We start from the raw sequence: 20,492 nt of genomic DNA on the forward strand, positions 1-20,492 counted from the left end.
AATCGGATGAGTAAGATTCAAATCTTCTGATATTCACTTTTTGTTTTACTCACCCATGAAATCCAAGCCGCTCGCCCAGGTCACCGACTTCGAACTGCGCCTGCTGCGTGTCTTCAAGACCGTGGCCGGGGTCGGCAGCTTTGCCGCCGCCGAAAGCGCGCTGGGCATCACGCGCTCGGCCATCAGCCTGCACATGAGCGACCTGGAGAAGCGCTTGGGAATGCGCCTGTGCCAACGGGGCCGAGCCGGGTTCGCGCTGACCGACCAGGGCCGCGAGGTGCTGCGCGCCAGCGAAACCCTGCTGGCGGCGGTCGAGGGCTTCCGCGCCGAGGTCAACCAGTTGCACGACAGTCTGCGCGGCGATCTGAACATCGGCTTGATGAACAATCTGGTGACCCAGCCCAGAATGCGCCTGACGCACGCATTGCGCGCCATCCGCCGGCAAAGCGCGGGGGTGCGCATCAACATCAGCATGAGCACGCCCGGCGACATCGAACGGGGGCTGCTCGATGGGCGCCTGCATGTGGGGGCCGTGCCGATGATCACGACCTTGTCCGGCCTGCAGTACCAGCCGCTGTACGAGGAGCGGTCGCGGCTGTATTGCAGCAAGGATCACCCTTTGTTCGCCGACGCGGCCTCGGCGGGCGCCCGGGCCTTGCGCCAGGCGCCCGCGGTGGCGCCGGGCTATCGCATGAGCCCCGAGGCCGTCGATCTGCATCAGGCGCTGGACTGCGCGGCCACCGCCAGCGACCGCGAGGCCATTGCTTTCCTGATCCTGACGGGCGAGTACATCGGTTTCCTGCCCGATCACATGGCCGCGGGCTGGGTCGAGAAAGGCATGATGGCCGCGCTGGCGCCGCGGCGCATGCAGTTCACGACGCCCCTGGCCATCGCCACGCGCAAGGGGCGGCGCCAGAACCTGATCGTGGACCGGTTCCTGGACGCCTTCCAGGCGACGTGAGCGCCGTGCCTACTTCGCCTGCGCGTTGAAGAGTTCCACCGCGTCGTCGCCGGCCGGCATGCGCCACGGCGCCTGCGGATCCGTCGCGGCCTGCCACACGGCGTCGGCCACCTGCGAGGCGCGGGTGACGGGGCCCGAGTAGTTCTCGAAGCCCGACAGCACGCCCGCCAGCATGGGCTGGTACTCCTCGGGAAAATCCTGCGTCAGGCGCGGCATGGCGTTGGCGCCGAACTGCGTGTCGGGGGCCAGGCCGGGCAGCACCACCTTGGCGCGGATGTTCAAGGGTTGCAGTTCCAGCGCCAGGCATTCGGTGAACGACACGACGGCCGCCTTGCTGGCCGTGTACACCGGCAGCAGCGGCAGGGCCTTCAACGTGACGGTCGAGGCCACGTTGACGATGACGCCGGCGCGGCGTTCGCGGAATTGCGGCAGCACGGCGCGGGTCATGGCCATCAGGCCGATGGTGTTGGTTTCGAAGATATCGCGGTACGCCTGGACAGGCGTGGCCTCGAAAATGCTGAGCAGGCCGATGCCGGCGTTGTTGACCAGCACGTCGATGGGGCCGGCGTCGTGGATGGCGCGCTCGATGCTTTGCGCATTGGTCACGTCCAGCGGCAGGATGCGCAGCCTGTCGGATGCCGGCAGCACGTCTTCGCGCGGCGTGCGCATGGTGGCGATGACTTTCCAACCCTGGTCCAGGAAATGGCGGGCGATTTCCACGCCGAAGCCGGACGAGCATCCGGTGATGAGGACGGTATTCATGGGGGTAGCCTTTTGCGGGGGAAGAGTGCTCTACTGTAGGCAGGCGGGGCCGGATTTTCTACAATAGAAAATCCATATTTCTTTTGAGATCGTCCGGATATGTCCGACCCGCTGACCGAAGTCGTGACGTTGCTGCAGCCGCGCATGGCGCACTCCAAGGTGGCCAGCGGGGCGGGGCGCTGGGGTCTGAACCGCATCGAATTCGGCATGCCTTCCTACTTCGTGCTGCTGGAGGGCCGCGCTCGCCTGATGCCTGAGGGCATGGAGCCCCTCGTGCTCGAAGCCAACGACTTCGTGCTGATCCCCTCGGCGCTGAAGTTCACGATGACCAGCTTCGATCCGCCCGACGACGACAAGCTCGACGGCATGCCGATCACGCTGCCCAATGGCGAATACCGGCATGGCGATCCGCGCGCGCCCGCCGACGTGCGCATCCTGGTCGGCATGTGCCATCTCGAATCGCCCGATGCGGCGTTGCTGGTGTCGCTGCTGCCCAAGATGGTGCTGGTGCGCGGCGAGACGCGGCTGTCCGTGCTGGTGCAACTGGTGATCGACGAGTCGCGCAGCCAGCGCGCCGCGCGCGAGGTCGTGCTGGAACGCCTGCTGGAAGTGCTGCTGATCGAGGCGCTGCGTTCCTCGCGCGAGGCGATCACGTCGCCTGGCCTGTTGCGCGGGCTGGCCGATGCGCGGCTGGCCGTGGCGCTGCGCAATTTCCACGAGAAGCCCGATCAGCCGTGGACGGTGGCCTTGCTGGCCAGCGCGGCGGCGATGTCACGCTCGACGTTCTTCGAACGCTTCACGCAGGCCATCGGGTTGGCGCCGATGGAATACGTGCTGTCGTGGCGCATGGCGCTGGCCAAGAGCCTGCTGCGGCGGACCAAGAGCAGCGTGGCCTTGGTGGCCACGCAGGTGGGGTACAGCTCGGCCAGTACGTTCACGGTGGCGTTCACGCGGCATGTGGGGATCTCGCCGGGGGTGTTCGCGCGCCGCCCTCAAGCGGGCTGAAGGGCGCGGCCATCCGGCCGTTACTGCTGGGGCACGCCCGCCTGCTGCACGATGCGCTTCCACAGCGCGATGTCGTTCTTCTGGAACTCGTGCATCTGCGCCGGACCGCCCGTCATGGGCGTGGCGCCCAGGCGTTGGTAGAACGCGCGAGTCTCGTCCATTTTCGAGATGGTGGTGAAGAGTTCCGCCAGCTTGTCCGTCTCGGCCTTGGGCGTCCGGGCACTGATCATGGCGCCCACCCACGTATAGGCTTCGAAGCCCGGCACGCCGGCCTCGGAAGCGGTGGGCACGTCGGGCGAGGTGGATACGCGCTTGTCCGAGGCGACGGCCAGCGTCTTCACGCGGCCATCCTTGGCCAGTTCCTGCACGGCCGTCACTTCGGCGAAGGTGAAGTCCACCGTGTCCGAGGCGACGGCGGTGATGGCTTCGCTGGCGCCCTTGAAGGGCACGTGCACGGTCTTGATCTTCGCCGCGTCGTTCAGCAGTTCGCCCATCAACTGGTAGCCCGCCGAGCCCGCGCCGAAGTTCACTTTGCCGGGGTTGGCGCGCGCATAGGCGATCAGGCCTTTCAGGTCGGTGTACGGCGCCTTGGGGCTGACGGCCAGCATGGCGGGCGAACGCATCATCATGGTCAATGGCGCGAAATCGGCCAGCGGATCGTAGGGCAGTTTCTTGAACAGCGCGGCATTCACGGCCAGCGTGGAGTTGCTGCCGATGAAGACCGTATAGCCGTCGGCCGGGGCGCTCAGCACGTTGTTGACGGCGATGAAGCCGTTGCCGCCGGGCTTGTTCTCCACGACCACGGCCTGTCCCGTCAGGTCCTGCAGCTTGCGCGCGAAATAGCGCGCCGACGTGTCGGTGCCGCTGCCGGGGCCGAAGGGCACCACGAAGCGGATGGGCCGGGAGGGAAAGGTGTCGGCCAGGGCCTTAGGGACGATGCCCCACGATAGCGCCAGCAGGCCGCCGGCCACGGCCGCGGATAGCAGATGTCTGCGCTGTTTGCGCATGATTGTCTCCTCGATGTTTTGGTTGTGGGACGACTCTATGTGCCGGTGTTCCTCTCTGTCCAATAGCAAAAATTCGCTGTGCGATAGTGACTCGGTATCGAGCCACGCCCGGGCCAGGGTTCGTGGCACGAGGTTTGCTGAGCATTGCCATCGATTTCAACGACGCGAGGTTCGCATGCGGAATTCCCTCTTTGACGTTCAGGCGGCTGCGTCCGATTCCACGTTTGCGCGTCTCAAGCGTATCGATGCCCGGCGCCCGGATTTTCCCGGCGAGCATCTGGTCGTGCTGGGGCTGGGCCTGCTGTTGATGCGCGCGGGCATGCGTGGCACCACGTTGCTGCGACGCACCCTGTTTTCCATGGCCGGTACGGCACTGATCGGAAGAGCCGCCAGCGGGACGGGCGGCATTTCTCGTCTGGCGCGGGTGTTGAAACACGTGCGTTGAGCCATTGCGCGAGAAAACGGCGCGCTGACGGGTGCTACAGTCCGATGGTGTAGCCGCCGTTGACCGACAGATGTTGCCCAGTGACGTACGAGGCCGCGTCGGACAACAGAAAGCAGATCGGCCGCACGACCTCGTCGGCCGATCCCCAGCGGCCCAGTGGAATCTGGCTCAAATAGGTGTCGCGAAATTTCTCGCCACGGATGGTCTCGGTCATCGGCGTTTCCACCACGCCGAAGCCCACGGTGTTGACGCGGATGCCATGGCGCGCCCATTCGCGCGCCGCGCACATCGTGAGGCCCAGCACGCCGGCCTTGGCGGCGCCATAGTTGATCTGGCCGATGGTGCCGCGCCGTCCCGCGTCGGACGAGATGTTCACGATGGCGCCCGAGCCGTCCTGGCCGGACTTGGCGCGGGCGAGCAGATGGCGGCCCAGCGCCTGCAGAAAATAGAACGACCCTGACAGATGCACGTCGATGACCTGCTGCCAGTCGGCGGCGGACATCTTGTCTATCATGGCCGTGCGCGTGATGCCGGCATTGTTGACCAGGCCGTTGACGTGACCGAAAGCCGCGACGCCGGCCTCGACCGCACGCGAGCCCAGTTCGGGATCGGACACGTTGCCCGCCAGGATGGCGCAGTGCTCGCGGCCCAGCGTCTCTTGCAGCGCGTGCAACGCGTCGTCATTCATATCCACGGCGACCACGCGGCCGCCCAGTTCGGTGATGGCGGTGGCCAGTGCCCGGCCGATGCCCTGGCCCGCGCCGGTGACGATGACCTGCCGGTGGGCAAGCATGGCGGTGTCCTGCATGATGTCTCCTTCGTGGCGCTTGGCCTGTCGATGTGGAATGCGTGGTGCGAGGTGCGTGTCGATCCGCGCTTGTCATTCGCCCTGGCGCCTGGGCCAGTCGTACAGCGCGGGCTCCTTGGCCAGGAAGCGCCGTGCTGCCTCTTTGTGGAAGGCGCTTTCGCGGCAGAGCGACTGCGCCATTGCCTCCTGCATGTAGACCGTGCGCCGATCGGATTCGAAGGCATGGTTCATCACCGACTTGACGATGCCCAGCGCGCCGATGGGCGCGTGTTCGAAACGCGCGGCCAGCGCCAGCGCGGCGTCCAGCACGGATCCCTCGGCCACCCGTTCGTGTGCGATGCCGATGGCCAATGCTTCCTGCGCATCGACCACGCGCGCCGAGAAGGCCAGTGCTTTGGCGCGCGCCAGGCCGACGGAACGGGGCAGCAGGTACATGCCGCCCATATCCGGCACATAGCCCAATCGGGCGAACACCGCGCAGAAGGTTGCGCGCGGCGAGGCCAGCACGAAATCGGCCGCCAGCGCCAGCGACAGCCCGGCGCCGTAGGCCACGCCGTCCACCGCGGCGATCACGGGTTTCTCCAGATCGACCAGTTCGTCGAACCAGCGGTGGATGCTGCGGATGCGTTCGCGCCCTTCGAACACGTCGGCGTTCGACTGGCTCGCGGCGATGGCCCGGATGTCGCCGCCCGCGCAGAAATGGCCGCCGGCGCCGGTCAACACCACGGCGCGGATGGCATCATCGTCGCGCACGACGGGCAACGCGGCGTCGAAGGCCTGGCGCATCTCGATGTCCAGCGCATTGCGGGCGGCCGGGCGATTCATGGTCAGTACGGCGCAACTGCCGTGACGGGTCAGTTCGAGAACGGACATGAAGGCTCCTGTTGGATGGGTCAGTAGCGCAGTTGCATCAGCCACTGGGCCACCATGACCGGCCGTTCAGCGCCCTGCACGCACACGTCCACGTGCCAGGTGCAGCGTGCTTCGTTGTCGGCCAGCGCATCGACGCGCGTCAGGCTGAAGCGGCCGACCACGGCCGAGCCGCTGGGCACCGGCGCGGGAAACCGCACCTTGTCGAAGCCGTAGTTCAGCGCCAGCTTGCGGTTGGGAAAGGCGAACAGTTGGTGATACCAGCCCGTGATCAGCGACAGGGTCAGCAGGCCGTGCGCAATGGTCGTGCCGAACGGCGAGTCGGTGCGCGCCCGGTCGGCATCTACGTGGATCCACTGTTCGTCGTGCACGATGCGGGCGTAGGCATCGATCATGTCTTGGTCGATGACAATGGGCTGGCCCTGCGCCGCGGGCTGGCCCACGAAGGCCTGCAAGGCTGCGATCGAATCGAAACTGTGTTTGTCCACGGCATCAATCCGCGCGTACGCCCAGCGACTTGGCCAGGGGCATCCATTGCTTGCGCTCGTGGTCGATGAATTGCGCGAACACCTGCCGCGAGCCCGGCATGGGTTGCGCGCCGATGCGGCGCAGCTTCTCGATCAGATCGGGTTTCTTCAGGGCTGCGTTGATGGCCTGGTTCATCGCGTCGACGACAGGCTGCGGCGTACCCTTGCGCGCCATCACGCCGAACCAGGCGGCGGCTTCCAGGCCCGGATAGCCCAGCTCCTTGGCGGTGGGAATGTCGGGCAACTGCGGAAAGCGCTGATCGTCCAGAATCATCAAGGGCACGATGCGTCCGGACAGGGCCTGCTGCATGCACGAGGGCAGGGCATCGAACATGATGTCGATGTTGCCGCCCATCATGCTGACGATGGCCGGCGCGCTGCCGGGATAGGGCACGTGCGTGACCTTGAAGCCCATCTGGTTGGTGGCGTATTCGCCGGCCAGGTGCGTGATGTTGCCGCTGCTGGCCGAGCCCATGGTCAATTTGCCGGCTTCCTTCTTGCCTATGGCGACCACGTCGGCCACGGTCTTGGCGCCCAGGTCCTTGCGCGTGACCAGCAGCAGCGGCGACTTGCCCATGCCGGCCACGGGGATGAAGTCGGCGGCGGGGTCGTAGGGCATGTTCTGGTAGATGGCCTGGTTGATCACCATGGGCGCGTTGGCGCCGACGAAGAAGACGCTGCCGTCGGGGGCCGCCTGCAGCACGGTCTCGGCGGCGATCATGCCCGCCGCGCCCGCCTTGTTTTCCACCACGATGGGGGTGCCCAGAATCGCGCTCGCCTCGTTGGCCACCAGGCGCGTGATCTGGTCGGCCGCGCCGCCGGCCGGATACGGCACGACATAGCGGATGGACGAGGGCTTGGGCTGTGCGGCGGCAATGCCGCAGCAGGCCGCCAGGGCGAACGTCAGGATGCTGCGGATGAAGGTACGGCGCGGCATGGCTTGTCTCCTGCCTGTTGTAGGGAAAAACATGGGCCGGGCTCTGATGGCCCGTGCGTCTGCGATCAGATGGCGCCCGCGGCGCGCAAGGCGGCGATACGTTGGGGCGACAGATTCAGCCGTTCGGCCAGCACGCTGTCGGTGTGTTCGCCCAACAGGGGCGCGGAGCGGCCATACTGGATCGGGGTGTCGGACAGTCGGATCGGGCTGGCCACGGCCGGCGCCTGGACGCCGGCGCCATGCGGCAGCGACAGGCGCATGCCGCGATGTTGCACGTGCGGGTCCTCGAATACCTGCTGCATGTTGTAGATGGGGCCGCAAGGCACGTTGGCCGCCTCCATCAGCGCGACCCATTCATGCATGGTGCGCGCCAGCATGGCCTGCGCAATTTGCGGAATCAGCGTGTCGCGGTTGCGGTTGCGCTGGCCCGGATTGACGTAGCGATCGTCGCCGCCCAGCTCGGGCAGGCCGATCACCTTGCACAGGGCGCGGAACTGGCCGTCGTTGCCCACGGCCACGATCACGTCGCCTTCCTTGCAGCGGAACACCTGGTACGGAACCATGTTGGAATGGGCATTGCCCATGCGGCGCGGGATGTTGCCCGACAGAAAATGATTGATGGCCTGGTACGACGAGATGCCGACCACGCAATCGAGCAGCGACATGTCTATGTGCTGGCCCTGTCCACTAAGGTGACGATGCTCCAGCGCGGCCAGGATGGCGGTGCTGGCATACATGCCGGTCAGCAGGTCGCTGATGGCGATGCCGACCTTCATGGGCTCGTCGCCCGGCGTGCCTTCGGGCTGGCCGGTGATGCTCATCAGCCCGCCCATGCCCTGAAACACGAAGTCGTAGCCCGGTAGCGCCGCGTAGGGCCCGTCCTGGCCGAAGCCGGTGATCGAGCAGTAGACCAGCCGGGGATTGACCTCCTTCAGGCTGTCGTAGTCCAGGCCATAGCGCGCCAGCGTGCCCACCTTGTAGTTCTCGACCACCACGTCGCAGGTGGCGGCCAGATCGCGCAGCAGGGCCTGCCCTTGCGGGTTGGCCAGATCGACCGTGATGGATTTCTTGCCGCGGTTGGCGGCCAGGAAATACGAGGAGTCGGCGGTCTCGCGGCCCTGCGCGTCATGCAGAAAGGGCGGACCCCAGGCGCGTGTATCGTCACCGGCCCCGGGACGTTCCACCTTGATGACTTCGGCCCCCATGTCGGCCAGCGTCTGGGTGGCCCAGGGGCCTGCCAAGATACGCGTCAGGTCCAGTATTCTCAGATGTCCAAGCGCGGTATTCATGCTTTGCCTGTCTCCCTTTTTCAAAGCAGCTTAGGCAGCGGGCATGGGGTCGGTCTAATATTATTTCTCGCTTATCTGATACCGATTACGTATCGGTTGAATCCATGCCAGATTCATACAAACCCCTGGACCCTGCCCGCGCGGGTGCAGCCGGTCCCATGCTGGACCTGCGGCGGGTGCGCCAGTTCGTGGTGTTGGCCGAGACGCTGAACTTTCGCCGCGCCGCGGAAAAACTGCACATGACGCAGCCGCCGCTAACCGTGGCGATACAGAAGCTCGAGGCCGAATTGGGCTTGCGCCTGTTCGAGCGCGGCGGCTCGGGCGGCGTGTCCTTGACGCCCAGCGGGCAGGCCGCCCTGGCCGAAGCGCGCCGCCTGCTGTTTCACAACGGCCAGTTGCTGGCGGCCGCGCGCGGCGCCTCGCAAGGTACCGGCGGGGCGCTGCGGGTGGGCTTCGTGGGCTCGACCACCAACGGCGTGCTGCAGCGCGCCGTGCGCCTGTTCCGCGCGGAATACCCCGGCGTGGAGCTGGTGTTGAAAGAGGGCACCTCGGTGCGCATCGCCGAACGGATCGACAGCGGCGACCTGGACGTGGGGCTGGTGCGCACGCCGCTGCTGATGTCGTCGCGCGCGCGCCTGGCGCCGTTGATCACGGAGGACTTCGTGGCGGCGATCCCGCTGGGGAATCGGCTGGCGCAGCGCCCCGACATCCGTATGACCGACCTGGCGGACGAGTCCTTCGTCTTCTACGCGCGCGAGGACGCCGCGGGCCTGCACGCCATGGCGATGCTGGCGTGCCAGCGTGCGGGATTCCTGCCGCGCATCACGCAGGAGGCCACGCAGGTGCAGACGGTGTTGTCGCTGGTGGAAAGCGGTCTGGGCGTGGCCCTGGTGCCGGCAGTCATGCAGTACAACGCCAGCCCGCGGCTGGCCTATCGCTCGATCGCCGATATTTCGCCCGCCGCGCAGGTGGGCCTGGCGCTGCTGATCGTCGAGCGGGGCAGCCCGGCGGCGCAGCGTTTCCACGAGGTGGCCGTGCGCTGCTTCGCGCAGGCTTAGCGCGGGGCGCCTCCGGCGTTCGCGCCGTTACCAAGGATGGCTTGTCTGGAAGACCAAAGCCCGTACAATACTGGATATATATACAGTATTTGTGCGATGGAACTGTCAACCAAGCTAGAGATCCTGGCCGACGCGGCGAAGTACGATGCGTCGTGCGCCAGCAGCGGGGCGCCCAAGCGGGATTCGCGGGGGCGCGAGGGGCTGGGCGCCAGCACGGGCGCGGGCATCTGCCACAGCTTCACGCCCGATGGCCGGTGCGTGTCGCTGCTGAAGATCCTGCTGACCAACTTCTGCCAGTACGACTGCCAATATTGTGTCAACCGGCGCTCCAGCAACGTGCCGCGCGCGCGGTTCCAGCCGCGCGAGGTCGTCGACCTCACGCTGGATTTCTACCGCCGCAACTACATCGACGGGCTGTTCCTCAGCTCGGGCATCATCCGCAGCGCCGACTACACCATGGAGCAACTGGTGCGGGTGGCGCGCACGCTGCGCGAAGACCATCTGTTTCGCGGCTATATCCACCTGAAGACCATTCCCGATGCCGACCCGCGCCTGGTCGACCTGGCGGGGCAGTACGCGGACCGCCTCAGCGTCAACATCGAGCTGCCCACCGACCGCGGCCTGAAGCGGCTGGCGCCCGAGAAAAGCGTGCACACCATCAAGCGCGCCATGGGCGCGATCCGCCTGGCGCAGGAAGTGGCCCAGGAAGAGAAGCGCAAGCGCGCGCCGGCGGGACAAAGCACGCAGATGATCGTGGGCGCCGACCAGGCCGACGACCGCACCATCCTGCAGACCTCGCAGTCGCTGTACGGCGCATACAAGCTCAAGCGCGTGTATTACTCGGCCTTCAGCCCCATCCCCGACAGTCCGTCGTCCGTGCCCGCGCAGGCCCCGCCGCTGCTGCGCGAGCATCGGCTGTATCAGGCCGACTTCCTCATGCGCGGCTATGGCTTCCAGGCCGAAGAGCTGTTCCAGACGAAAGGTGACCTACCCTTGGATATCGATCCCAAACTTGCGTGGGCGCTGGCCAACCGCCAGGCGTTCCCGGTGGATCTGAACCGCGCGCCGCTGCGTCTGATCGCGCGGGTGCCGGGTATCGGCATGCGCAACGCGCAGCGGCTGGTCGAGTTGCGCCGCCTGCGCGCCATCCGCTATCAAGACCTGATCCTGCTGCGCTGCGCGATCGAGAAGGTCAAGCGCTTCATCGTGGCGCAAGACTACCGGCCCAGCCTGGCCGAGCCGCCGTCCGAACAATTGCGGCGTGCATTGGCGCCTTTGCCCGCGCCGCAGCAACTGTCGTTGTTGTAAGAGGGGCTACAAAATGGGCTCTGCATCGGTACTGGTCGTGCGAGGCGGCTACGCGGATTGGCGCAGGCAGGCCCTGCATGCCCTGGCCGCAGGGTGGCCGCCCGATGCCATCACCTGGACGGAACATGCGAACGATGCCGTCGCCGAACAGATGACGTTGGACTATGCGGCCGCCGAAGCACAGGTTGCCGAGCCTGCGCCAGGTTGTGGCGCTGTCCCGCAGGTACGCATCTCCAAAGACCTGGCCGAGTTGCTGCGCGATGCCGCGCTATTCCGTTCGTCGCGCCGCTGGGCATTCCTGTACCGCGTGCTGTGGCGCTGGCAGCAGGGCGACCGCGCCGTGGCCTCGGCCGCCGACGAGGACGGCGCGCAACTGAACCTGATGGCCAAGGCGGTGCGCCGCGCCAGGCACGACATGCTCGCCTACGTGCGCTTTCATCGCCGCGAGGGTGCGGCCATGCCCGAGTACCTGTCCTGGTACGAGCCCGATCACGACGTGCTGGCCGATGCCGCCGAGCATTTCGCCAAGCGCATGGGCACGTCGTCCTGGTGCATCGGCACACCGCAGGGCGCGGCCTTGTGGGATGGGCACGCCTTGCACCTGACCGGCACGCCGCCCGATGCCGACGCCATGCGCGCGGGGGCGCAGCACGACCGGATCGAGCCGCTTTGGCTGGTCTACTACAAAAGCATTTTCAATCCCGCCCGCCTGAACGAAACCGCCCTGCAGCAGCGCATGCCGGTCCGCTTCTGGAAGGGGCTGCCCGAAGGGCCGCTGATTCCCGGCATGATTGCCGAGGCCCGCCACGGCGCCCGCCGCGTGGGACAGACCGGCACGGTGGGCGAGATGCGCGGCAAGCCGATCGCCATGAATGCCGGGGCCGCGCAACCCGTGCGCGCCGCGCCGACCTCGCTGGATCAATGTCGCCGCTGCGAACTGTGGCGCCATGCCACGCAGGCCGTGGCGGGCGAAGGGCCGGATACGGCTCGCCTGATGGTGATCGGCGAACAGCCCGGCGACCAGGAAGACCTGGCCGGGCGGGCCTTCGCCGGGCCGGCGGGGCAGGTGCTGGACGAGGCCTTGCGCCGTGCGGGCGTGCCGCGCGACGGCCTGTTCCTGACCAATGCCGTGAAGCATTTCAAATGGATCGAGCGCGGCACGCGGCGCATGCACAAGACGCCCGCGCAACGCGAGGTCGACGCCTGTTCGCATTGGCTGCATCAAGAGCTGGCGCGCGTGCGGCCGGCGGTCATCGTCACCCTGGGGGCGACGGCACTGAGCGCGGTGTTGGGGCGTGGCGCCAGCCTGCAGCAGTATTTGCACCAGCCCGTGCGCGTCGGAGAGGCATGGTTGCTGGCCACGTGGCATCCGTCCTATGCGCTCAGGGTGGACGGAGACGAGGCGCGCGATGACGTACGAGAGGCGATCGCCGCTACGTTGGCGCAGGGGTGGCAACTGGCTCATTCAGAGGAAACCGCCGTCGCACGCGCCGCTATTCGCCCAACTGCGCGTGCTTCTCTTTCACGGCCGTCCGCAAATGGCTGCCCATCATCTTCGAGGCCGCTTCCAGCTTGCCCGCCAGCAACAGGTCGATCAGCGCCAAGTGCTCCTGGCAACGCCGCAGGGACTGCTTGCGATCCACGGCCTTGCGGTACTCCATCAGGCGGCGGATGCGATTGATGCGGCGCAGGGAATCCAGGATGAACCTGTTGCCCGAGCACGCCGCGATGGTTTCGTGCAGGCGGGTGTTGGCGTCGAAGATCTGCGCGGGCGACACCGTGTCGATGCCGCCGTTCACCAGCGCTTCCTGCTCGTGCCGGCATTGCGTCAGGCCCGCCACGTCCACCTCGAAATCGGGCTCCAGGATGGCGGCCGGCTCGACCATGAGCCGGTAGCGGTAGCTTTGCGCGTAGGCCACCGACGACGTCATGGCCTCGGTGAACTCCCAGCCGTGGCCGGGCAGCCGCGCCATCCAGCCTTCGTTGGAGATGCGCCGCAGGATGTCCGTCAGTTGGCTGCGCGTGATGGCGTAGCGGCGCATCAGCTCGTTCTCGGACACGCGGTTCGGCAGATCGCCGTCCAGTCGTTCCTGCGCGATGCGCAGATAGATGGCCTCGTCCGGCGATGGCGCCGCCGCCTGCTCGGGCTGCGCCTGCAACGCGCCTTCTCCCACCACGAAACCGCCTTCGGGATGCGGGTCGATCAGCGCCTGGTCGGCCAACTGCCGCAGGGCTGTGCGCACGGGCGAACGCGAGACGCGCAGGGCCTCGGCCAGGCTGCGTTCGGACAGGCGCGTACCGACCGGCAGGGCCTGGGTGTTGATGCGCTGGAGGATGTCCGCCGCGAGTTGGGATTGCAGGGTCTGTGGCATGCGCCGAAGGAGAGGAAAAAGCTTTCGTATGGTAGCGCAGGCCTAGTCGAATCCAGCGTCTCTTCCTGGCTGCCGGACACCTCTGCGGCACGGGCACGGAGCTTGCTGCCGCAGGGTATAACTCAGCGTAGCGATACCGCGCACCGCCGCAGGAGCCAGCCATATCCGACCTCGTGCAACTCCGCCCCGAAGGCCTGTACTGCCCCGCGGGCCAGTTCTACATCGACCCCTGGCGTCCGGTGGAGACGGCGGTCATCACGCATGGCCACGGCGATCACGCCCGGTCGGGCATGGGGCGCTATCACACCAGCGCCGAGGGCCTGCCCATCCTGCAATGGCGGCTGGGCGAGCAGGACTACCGGGTGCACGCCTACGGCGAGGCCTTCACGCTGGGCGAGGCGCGCGTGTCGCTGCATCCGGCAGGACACGTGCTGGGCTCCGCGCAGATCCGCATCGAGGCCGAAGGGCGGGTATGGGTCGTGTCGGGCGACTACAAGCGACAGCCCGATCCCACCTGCAGTCCGTTCGAGGTGGTGCCCTGCGACACCTTCATCACCGAAGCCACTTTCGGCCTGCCCATCTACCGCTGGCCCAGCGCCGCCGATGTTGCGCGTGACATCGCGCAGTGGCGCGACCATTGCGCCGCGCGCGGCGAGGCCGCCATCCTGTACTGCTATGCGCTGGGCAAGGCGCAGCGCGTGCTGGCGGAACTGAAGCCTTTTCTGGACCGGCCGGTATATCTGCACGGCGCCATCGCCGCGGGCGTGGATGTCTACCGGCAGGCGGGCATCGTCATGGCGGATACGCGGCTGGTCAGCGAGGTGGATGACGCGCCCGCGGGCTTCGCCGGTGAACTGATCCTGGCGCCGCCCTCGGCCGCCGGCAGCGCCTGGCTGCGGCGCTTCCGGCGCGCGCAGCATGGCTTCGCCTCGGGCTGGATGCGGCTGCGCGGCAACCGGCGCCGCCGCAACATGGACCGGGGCTTCGTCGTGTCCGATCATGCCGATTGGCCCGACCTGCTGCGCACCATTCGCGAGACCGGCGCCTCGCGCGTGATCGCCACGCATGGCGATACCCAGGCGCTGGTGCGCATGCTGAACGACAGCGGCGTGGCCGCAGAGACCCTGGCCACGCAGTATGGCGACGAGGAACAGGCATGAAGCGTTTCGCCGCCTTGTACCAGGAGCTGGACCGCAGCACCGCCACGCTGGACAAGCGCGCGGCGCTGGTGGCGTACTTCCGCGACGCGCCACCGCGCGACGCGGTGTGGGCGCTATACCTGCTGGCCGGCGGCAAGATCACCAGCGCGCGGCGCAAGATCGCGGGCGTGGGCGAGCTGCGCGCCTGGGCTTCCGAGGCGTCCGGCACGCCATCCTGGCTGGTGGACGCCTGCTACGACCAGGTGGGCGACCTGGCCGAGACGCTGGCGCTGCTGATGCCCGATCCCGAGCATCCCGCGCCGGATCGCGGCCTGGCGGACTGGATCGAGGAAATCCTGGTGCCGGTGGCCAACCGCGACGAGGGCGAACGCCGCGAGGTCATCGTGACCGCGTGGCGCGGCCTGCCGTTTGCCGAACGCCTGGTGTTCAACAAGCTGCTGACGGGCGCATTGCGCGTGGGCGTGTCGCAGCGCATGGTGCAGCAGGCGCTGGCCGAGATGTCGGGCGTGCCCATCGCGCGCATCGCGCAGCGCATGCTGGGGGCGTGGACGCCCAGCCCGGCGTTTCTGCTGGCCTTGCTGAGCACCGAGGAATTGCCTGGCGACAGGCAGCAGCCTTATCCGTTCTTCCTGGCCTCGCCCCTGGAGAACGACCCCGCCAGCCTGGGCCCCATCGGCGACTGGCAGCTGGAGTGGAAGTGGGACGGCATCCGCGCCCAGTTGATCCGCCGCCGCGGCGAGATCGCCGTGTGGTCGCGCGGCGAGGAACGCCTGGATGGCCGGTTCCCCGAAGTCGAGGCCGCGGCGGCCGCGTTGAGCGTGGATTGCGTGCTGGACGGCGAGCTGCTGGCCTGGGAGGAGAACGGTACCGGGCCGATGGCCTTCTCTGCCTTGCAGACGCGTATCCAGCGCCTGAAGCCCGGTCCCAAATGGCTGGCCGAGGCGCCCGTGCGCATGCTGGTCTATGACCTGCTGGAACTGCAGGGGGAAGATCTGCGCGAACTGCCGCAGGCCGAGCGGCGCGCGCGCTTGCAGGCCTTGCTGGCCACGCATCCGGATCCCCGTCTATGTCCATCGCCTCTGGTGAAGCCCGCTTCCTGGGAAGAGGCGGCGGTGTTGCGCGAGGAGTCGCGCGAGCGGGGCGTGGAAGGCTTCATGCTCAAGCGCGCCGGTGCGCCTTATCAGAGCGGCCGGCGGCGTGGCGACTGGTGGAAGTGGAAGATCGATCCGCTGACCATCGACGCCGTGCTGCTGTATGCGCAGGCGGGGCATGGCCGGCGCAGCACCCTGTACACCGACTACACCTTCGGCGTCTGGCAGGACGATGCGCTGGTGCCCATCGCCAAGGCGTACTCGGGCCTGGACGACAAGGAGATCCTGGAGCTGGACCGCTGGCTGCGCGCCCATACGCGCGAACGCTTCGGGCCGGTGCGCTCGGTCGAGCCGGTGCAGGTGTTCGAGCTGGGTTTCGAGGGCGTCAACCTCTCCAAGCGGCACAAGTCCGGCGTGGCGGTGCGGTTTCCGCGCATCCTGCGCTGGCGGCGCGACAAGCCGGCGGCCGAGGCGGACCGGCTCGATGCCTTGAAGGCCCTGGCGCGATGAGGGCGCCCAAGCGCGGCTGGGACGCGCCCCTGGCCAACCTGTTTGCCGGCCGCGGCTGGAAGGCCGCGCCGTTCCAGCGCGAGACCTGGCGGCGCTACCTGGCGGGCGAGTCGGGCCTGCTGCACACGCCCACCGGGAGCGGCAAGACGTTGGCCGCGTTCGGCGGCCCCTTGCTGCAGGCGCTGGCCGATCCCGAGACGGCGGCGTCCTCGGCGGGGCACGGTCCGCGCGTGCTGTGGGTGACGCCCTTGCGCGCCCTGGCGGCCGATACCACCCAGGCCCTGGCGCAGACGGTGCAGGAGCTGGGCGTGCCCTGGACGATGGCCTTGCGCACCGGCGACGCCAGCGCCCGCGACAAGCGCCTGGCCCGGCAGGGCAAGGCCGACGTGCTGGTGATCACGCCCGAATCGCTGGCCTTGCTGCTGTCTTATGCCGATGCCTCGCAGCGGTTTCGGGCGCTGCGCTGCGTCGTGGTCGACGAATGGCACGAACTGCTGGGCAACAAGCGCGGCGTGTTGCTGCAACTGTGTCTGGCGCGGCTGCGCCGCCTGTCGCCGGATACGCGGACATGGGGCCTGTCGGCCACGCTGGGCAACCTGGATGAAGCGCGCGCGGTGCTGCTGCCGCATGTGGCGGAGGCCGCCATGGTGTCCGGCGCGCCGCCGCGCAAGGTCACGGTGTCCACCCTGATGCCGCAGGGCGGGCGTGCGTTGCCGTGGGCGGGGCACCTGGGCCTGTCGCAACTGGCCGACGTGTTCGAGCGCCTGTTCCAGGTGCGCGCCAGCCTGCTGTTCACCAACACGCGCGCGCAGGCCGAGCTGTGGCACCGCGCGCTGGAATCGATCTGGCCGGAAGACCCGGCCACGCTGGCGCTGCATCATGGTTCGCTGGATCCGAGGCTGCGCGCCACGGTGGAGAACGGCTTGCGCGACGGCAGTGTGCGCTGCGTCGTGGCCACGTCCAGCCTGGACCTGGGCGTGGACTTTCCGGCGGTGGACCAGGTGCTGCAGATCGGCAGCCCCAAGGGCGTGGCCCGGCTGTTGCAACGCGCGGGGCGGGCCAGGCATCGGCCCGGCGAATCCGGCCATGTGATCTGCGTGCCGGCGCAGGCGCTGGAACTGATCGAGTACGCCGCCGCCCGCCAGGCCATCGCGCGGGGCGAGATCGAATCGCGGCCGCCGCCGCGCGGCAGCCTGGACGTGCTGGCGCAGCATGCCGTCACGCTGGCGCTGGGCGGGGGCTTCGAGGCCGACGCCTTGTACGACGAGGTGCGCGGCACGCATGCCTATGCGGCGCTGGATCCGGGCGCGTGGCAGGCTGTGCTGGATTTCATCGTGCAGGGCGGCAACGCGCTGTCGAACTATCCCGAGTTTCGCCGCGTGCTGCGCGACGAGGATGGGGTCTACCGCGTGCACGACCGCCGCATCGCGCTGCGCCATCGGCTGTCCATCGGCACCATCACCTCGGATGGCGCGGTGTCGGTGAAGTACCTGCGGGGCGGCGGGCTGGGATCGGTGGAAGAGGGTTTTCTTGCCCGGTTGCGGCCGGGCGACCGTTTCCAGTTCGCGGGGCGCACGCTGCAACTGGTGCGGCTGGAAGGCATGACGGCTTACGTGCGCAGGGCGAAAGGGGGCGATGGCCCGGTGGCGACCTGGCAGGGCGGACGCATGCCCTTGTCCACGCAACTGGGGCGCGAGGTGGAGGGCCTGTACGCGCATCCGGGCAGCCATCCCGAGATGCGCGCGGTGGCGCCGCTGCTGCGTATCCAGGCCGAGGCCAGCGCGCTGCCCGATACGGGCCGGCTGGTGGCCGAGCGGATCGCCACGCGGCGGGGCATGCACCTGTTCCTGTTTCCATTCTCGGGCCGCGCCGTGCACGAAGGCATGGCCGCGGTGATGGCGCTGCGGTGGGGGCGGATGCAGGCCAATACGTTCTCGTACACCGTGAACGACTACGGCCTGATGCTGACGCTGGCCGAGCCCGCCGAACTGGACGAGGCCTTGCTGCGCCGCCTGCTGGACCCGCGGGGCATGGAGGACGACCTGCGCGACGGCGTGAACCTGGGCGAACTGGCGCGCCGGCAGTTCCGCGAGATCGCGCGCGTGGCCGGCCTGCTGGTGCCGTCGATGCCCGGCCGCGAGATGAAGTCGCTGCGCCAGGTGCAGGCGTCCAGCGGCCTGCTGTACGACGTGCTGCGCCGCTACGACCCCGGCCACGTGCTGCTGGCGCAGGCGGAACGCGAGGTGTTCGAGCTGCAACTGGAAGCGCCGCGCCTGCTGGCCGCGTTGCGGGATTGCCAGGCGCGCGCGCTGGCGCTGTGCGCGCCGCGCGCGTTGACGCCCCTGTCGTTTCCGCTGTGGACGGAAAGCCTGCGCGGCCAGCTGAGCACCGAGACCTGGCAGGCGCGCGTGAAGCGCGCCGCCGAGCAACTGGAGAAACGTTATGCGCGAATCGCGGGATGATGCGCTGGCGATGGCGCTGGCGGGCGAAACGATGGTGCTGCTGGGCGACCGGGCAATGTATTGGCCCGCGCGGGACCGGCTGATCATCGCCGACCTGCATCTGGGAAAAGAACGTGTGTTCCGCCAGGCCGGCATCGCCGTGCCCAGCGGGGCCACGCAGGACGACCTGCAACGCCTGTCCGATCTGGTCGCCGAGACGACGGCCAGGGAACTGTGGATCGTCGGCGACGTGTTGCATGGGCCGGCGTCGCAGGCGGTGTGGCGTGATGCCTGGGCCGCCTGGCGGCGGGCCCATGCCGCGGTGGACGTCGCGGCGTTGACCGGCAATCATGACCGCGCGCTGGAGGGCGCGGACCTGGGCGTGCGACAGCTGGGCGAGGCCTGGGCCGATGGGCCGTTCGTGTTCCGCCATCTGCCCGAGCCCGACGGGCAGGGGCGGCACGTGATCGCCGGGCATGTGCACCCCACCACGCGCGTGCCCGGCGTGCCGCGCAGCTGGCCGGTGTTCTGGCTGCGGCCGGGCATGACGGTGTTGCCCGCGTATTCGGCGTTCACGGGTGGGTATGCGGTCGAGACGGGCAGGGAGCGGCTGGTCGCCTGTGTGGACGGGACGGTGCTGGCGTTGGGTTGACAGGCCAACGTGAAGACGTTCAAGGCGGTCGTGGCGATGAGCGTGGTCAAATCCACTCTGGAGGTGCCTCCTGGCGCCTTGGATCGGGGCTCCGGTGACGCTATCGCCGCCTGGACAGGCATACGCGACAGTATTGCTGAACCTGATCCGTCCGGAACGGTCGGTTTCGGATTGCGCCGGCAATGGGCCGGCGCCACAAAAGGAGTCGCCAGCATGACCACCCCCCGACGTATCCGGCGGGCCGTATTCGGCGCCGGCGCGTGTGCCATGGCCGCCACCGCTTTCGCAGCCGAGGTGCCCGACTACGGCCCCAACCTGGAGCGCTTCGAGTATCCGCACGAGGTCAGGCGGTTCAGCCTGGATACCCAGGGCCAGACGCTGGAGATGGCGTACATGGACGTGGCGCCGGCCCGGCCCAACGGCCGCACCGTGGTGCTGATGCATGGCAAGAACTTCTGCGGCGCCACCTGGGAAGGCACGATCAAGGCCTTGAGCGACGAGGGCTACCGGGTGGTGGCGCCGGACCAGATCGGCTTCTGCAAGTCCGACAAGCCGGCGTCCTACCAGTTCACGTTCCATCAGTTGGCGGCCAACACGCATGCGCTGCTGGCGCATCTGGGCGTGCATCACGCCGTGGTGATGGGGCATTCGATGGGCGGCATGCTGGCGGCGCGCTACGCGCTGATGTATGCCAAGGAAACCGACGCGCTGGTGCTGGTCAATCCCATCGGGCTGGAGGACTGGAAACAGCGCGGCGTGCCGTACCGCACCGTGGACCAGTGGTATGCCGGCGAGCAGAAGACCGGTTTCGACGGCATGAAGCAGTACCAGCAGCGCACCTACTACGCAGGCCAGTGGCGGCCCGAATACGATAAATGGGTGCTGATGGCGGCGGGCATGCTGCAGGATCCGCAGGCCCGCAAGCGCGTGGCCTGGAACCAGGCGCTGACCTACGACATGATCTACACGCAGCCCGTGGTGCACGAGTTCCGAGACATCGCGGTGCCGACCACGCTGCTGATCGGCGAGCGCGACAACACCGCGCCGGGCAAGGACGCCGCGCCGCCCGAGGTGGCCAAGCGCCTGGGCAACTACGCCAGGCTGGGCCCCGAGGCGGCGCGGGCGATTCCGGGCGCCAGGCTGGTGACGTTTCCCGAGATGGGGCATTCCCCGCAGATCCAGGATCCGAAGCGTTTTCACCAGGCGCTGATCGAATCGCTGGACGGCATGGCGTCGCGCGGCGGGCGTTGAGGGGCGGGACAGGGCGTGCCCGGGCGCATTACAGTGTT

Annotated in this window: 18 protein-coding genes and 1 pseudogene; 11 read left to right on the top strand and 8 right to left on the bottom strand. The window is 68.0% G+C overall.

The window, feature by feature from the left end; translation table 11 throughout:
• Window positions 1-55 precede the first annotated feature (55 nt).
• Complete coding sequence (locus tag A7W11_RS11235) at window positions 56-961, top strand: LysR family transcriptional regulator (protein WP_066411798.1); 906 nt, start codon at window positions 56-58, stop codon at window positions 959-961.
• 9 nt (window positions 962-970) lie between these two features.
• Here the strand turns inward: A7W11_RS11235 and A7W11_RS11240 are convergent, their stop codons facing one another.
• On the bottom strand, window positions 971-1,723 hold the full coding sequence (locus tag A7W11_RS11240; protein WP_066411801.1) for an SDR family oxidoreductase: 753 nt from the start codon (window positions 1,721-1,723) through the stop codon (window positions 971-973).
• Between the two features lie 99 nt (window positions 1,724-1,822).
• On the opposite strand from A7W11_RS11240, the gene A7W11_RS11245 reads away from it, so the two are divergent.
• Window positions 1,823-2,728: an AraC family transcriptional regulator gene (locus A7W11_RS11245; protein WP_066411804.1), complete on the top strand. Its 906-nt coding sequence runs from the start codon at window positions 1,823-1,825 to the stop codon at window positions 2,726-2,728.
• Window positions 2,729-2,748: 20 nt separating this feature from the next.
• Here A7W11_RS11245 and A7W11_RS11250 read toward each other — a convergent pair whose 3' ends face one another.
• Window positions 2,749-3,735, bottom strand: coding sequence for a Bug family tripartite tricarboxylate transporter substrate binding protein (locus tag A7W11_RS11250; protein WP_066411806.1), 987 nt, complete (start codon window positions 3,733-3,735; stop codon window positions 2,749-2,751).
• A gap of 175 nt (window positions 3,736-3,910) precedes the next feature.
• Here A7W11_RS11250 and A7W11_RS11255 point away from each other — a divergent pair, with 175 nt between their 5' ends.
• Window positions 3,911-4,180 (top strand): hypothetical protein, encoded by a 270-nt coding sequence (locus A7W11_RS11255; protein WP_066411812.1) that lies wholly within the window; start codon window positions 3,911-3,913, stop codon window positions 4,178-4,180.
• 34 nt (window positions 4,181-4,214) lie between these two features.
• Here A7W11_RS11255 and A7W11_RS11260 read toward each other — a convergent pair whose 3' ends face one another.
• From A7W11_RS11260 to A7W11_RS11280, 5 genes are all read right to left on the bottom strand, one after another.
• A complete protein-coding gene (locus tag A7W11_RS11260) occupies window positions 4,215-4,988 on the bottom strand; it encodes an SDR family NAD(P)-dependent oxidoreductase (RefSeq protein ID WP_066411817.1) in 774 nt (257 codons plus the stop codon).
• Between the two features lie 72 nt (window positions 4,989-5,060).
• Window positions 5,061-5,861: an enoyl-CoA hydratase/isomerase family protein gene (locus A7W11_RS11265; RefSeq protein WP_066411819.1), complete on the bottom strand. Its 801-nt coding sequence runs from the start codon at window positions 5,859-5,861 to the stop codon at window positions 5,061-5,063.
• A gap of 20 nt (window positions 5,862-5,881) precedes the next feature.
• Window positions 5,882-6,346 carry a MaoC family dehydratase gene (locus A7W11_RS11270; protein ID WP_066411822.1) on the bottom strand — a complete coding sequence of 155 codons (465 nt, stop codon included), beginning with the start codon at window positions 6,344-6,346 and terminating at the stop codon, window positions 5,882-5,884.
• A gap of 4 nt (window positions 6,347-6,350) precedes the next feature.
• Complete coding sequence (locus tag A7W11_RS11275; RefSeq protein WP_066411834.1) at window positions 6,351-7,322, bottom strand: Bug family tripartite tricarboxylate transporter substrate binding protein; 972 nt, start codon at window positions 7,320-7,322, stop codon at window positions 6,351-6,353.
• A gap of 65 nt (window positions 7,323-7,387) precedes the next feature.
• Window positions 7,388-8,611, bottom strand: coding sequence for a CaiB/BaiF CoA transferase family protein (locus A7W11_RS11280; RefSeq protein WP_066411842.1), 1,224 nt, complete (start codon window positions 8,609-8,611; stop codon window positions 7,388-7,390).
• A 158-nt stretch (window positions 8,612-8,769) separates the two neighbouring features.
• Here A7W11_RS11280 and A7W11_RS11285 point away from each other — a divergent pair, with 158 nt between their 5' ends.
• The 3 genes from A7W11_RS11285 (at window position 8,770) to A7W11_RS27420 (ending at window position 12,658) form a co-directional block, all read left to right on the top strand.
• The gene (locus A7W11_RS11285; RefSeq protein WP_156523093.1) at window positions 8,770-9,669 is read left to right on the top strand and encodes a LysR family transcriptional regulator; all 900 of its coding nucleotides are present in this window, start codon (window positions 8,770-8,772) and stop codon (window positions 9,667-9,669) included.
• Between the two features lie 96 nt (window positions 9,670-9,765).
• Window positions 9,766-10,977, top strand: coding sequence for a putative DNA modification/repair radical SAM protein (locus tag A7W11_RS11290; protein WP_066411847.1), 1,212 nt, complete (start codon window positions 9,766-9,768; stop codon window positions 10,975-10,977).
• 13 nt (window positions 10,978-10,990) lie between these two features.
• Window positions 10,991-12,658 carry a UdgX family uracil-DNA binding protein gene (locus A7W11_RS27420; protein ID WP_235816847.1) on the top strand — a complete coding sequence of 556 codons (1,668 nt, stop codon included), beginning with the start codon at window positions 10,991-10,993 and terminating at the stop codon, window positions 12,656-12,658.
• On the opposite strand, the pseudogene A7W11_RS11295 reads toward A7W11_RS27420, so the two are convergent.
• Window positions 12,570-13,349, bottom strand: a pseudogene (locus A7W11_RS11295) (GntR family transcriptional regulator); the annotation flags it as partial. The gene A7W11_RS27420 and the pseudogene A7W11_RS11295 sit on opposite strands and share 89 nt — an antisense overlap.
• 161 nt (window positions 13,350-13,510) lie before the next feature.
• Between A7W11_RS11295 and A7W11_RS11300 the strand changes: the two are divergent.
• The 5 genes from A7W11_RS11300 to A7W11_RS11320 all read left to right on the top strand — a co-directional run bounded on the left by A7W11_RS11300 (window position 13,511) and on the right by A7W11_RS11320 (window position 20,454).
• Window positions 13,511-14,509, top strand: coding sequence for a ligase-associated DNA damage response exonuclease (locus A7W11_RS11300; protein WP_066411852.1), 999 nt, complete (start codon window positions 13,511-13,513; stop codon window positions 14,507-14,509).
• Window positions 14,506-16,110 (top strand): ATP-dependent DNA ligase, encoded by a 1,605-nt coding sequence (locus A7W11_RS11305; RefSeq protein WP_066411856.1) that lies wholly within the window; start codon window positions 14,506-14,508, stop codon window positions 16,108-16,110. Before A7W11_RS11300 ends, A7W11_RS11305 begins: the two co-directional genes overlap by 4 nt.
• Window positions 16,107-18,572, top strand: coding sequence for a ligase-associated DNA damage response DEXH box helicase (locus A7W11_RS11310; RefSeq protein ID WP_066411863.1), 2,466 nt, complete (start codon window positions 16,107-16,109; stop codon window positions 18,570-18,572). The genes A7W11_RS11305 and A7W11_RS11310 overlap by 4 nt, the downstream gene beginning before the upstream one ends.
• Window positions 18,553-19,203 carry a ligase-associated DNA damage response endonuclease PdeM gene (pdeM, locus tag A7W11_RS11315; protein WP_066411865.1) on the top strand — a complete coding sequence of 217 codons (651 nt, stop codon included), beginning with the start codon at window positions 18,553-18,555 and terminating at the stop codon, window positions 19,201-19,203. The genes A7W11_RS11310 and pdeM overlap by 20 nt, the downstream gene beginning before the upstream one ends.
• A 213-nt stretch (window positions 19,204-19,416) precedes the next feature.
• Window positions 19,417-20,454: an alpha/beta fold hydrolase gene (locus tag A7W11_RS11320; protein WP_066411874.1), complete on the top strand. Its 1,038-nt coding sequence runs from the start codon at window positions 19,417-19,419 to the stop codon at window positions 20,452-20,454.
• The last annotated feature ends 38 nt before the right edge of the window (window positions 20,455-20,492 follow it).

The sequence above is a fragment of the Bordetella ansorpii genome, assembly GCF_900078315.1.
In the GTDB taxonomy this organism is placed as follows: Bacteria; Pseudomonadota; Gammaproteobacteria; order Burkholderiales; family Burkholderiaceae_B; genus Bordetella; species Bordetella ansorpii.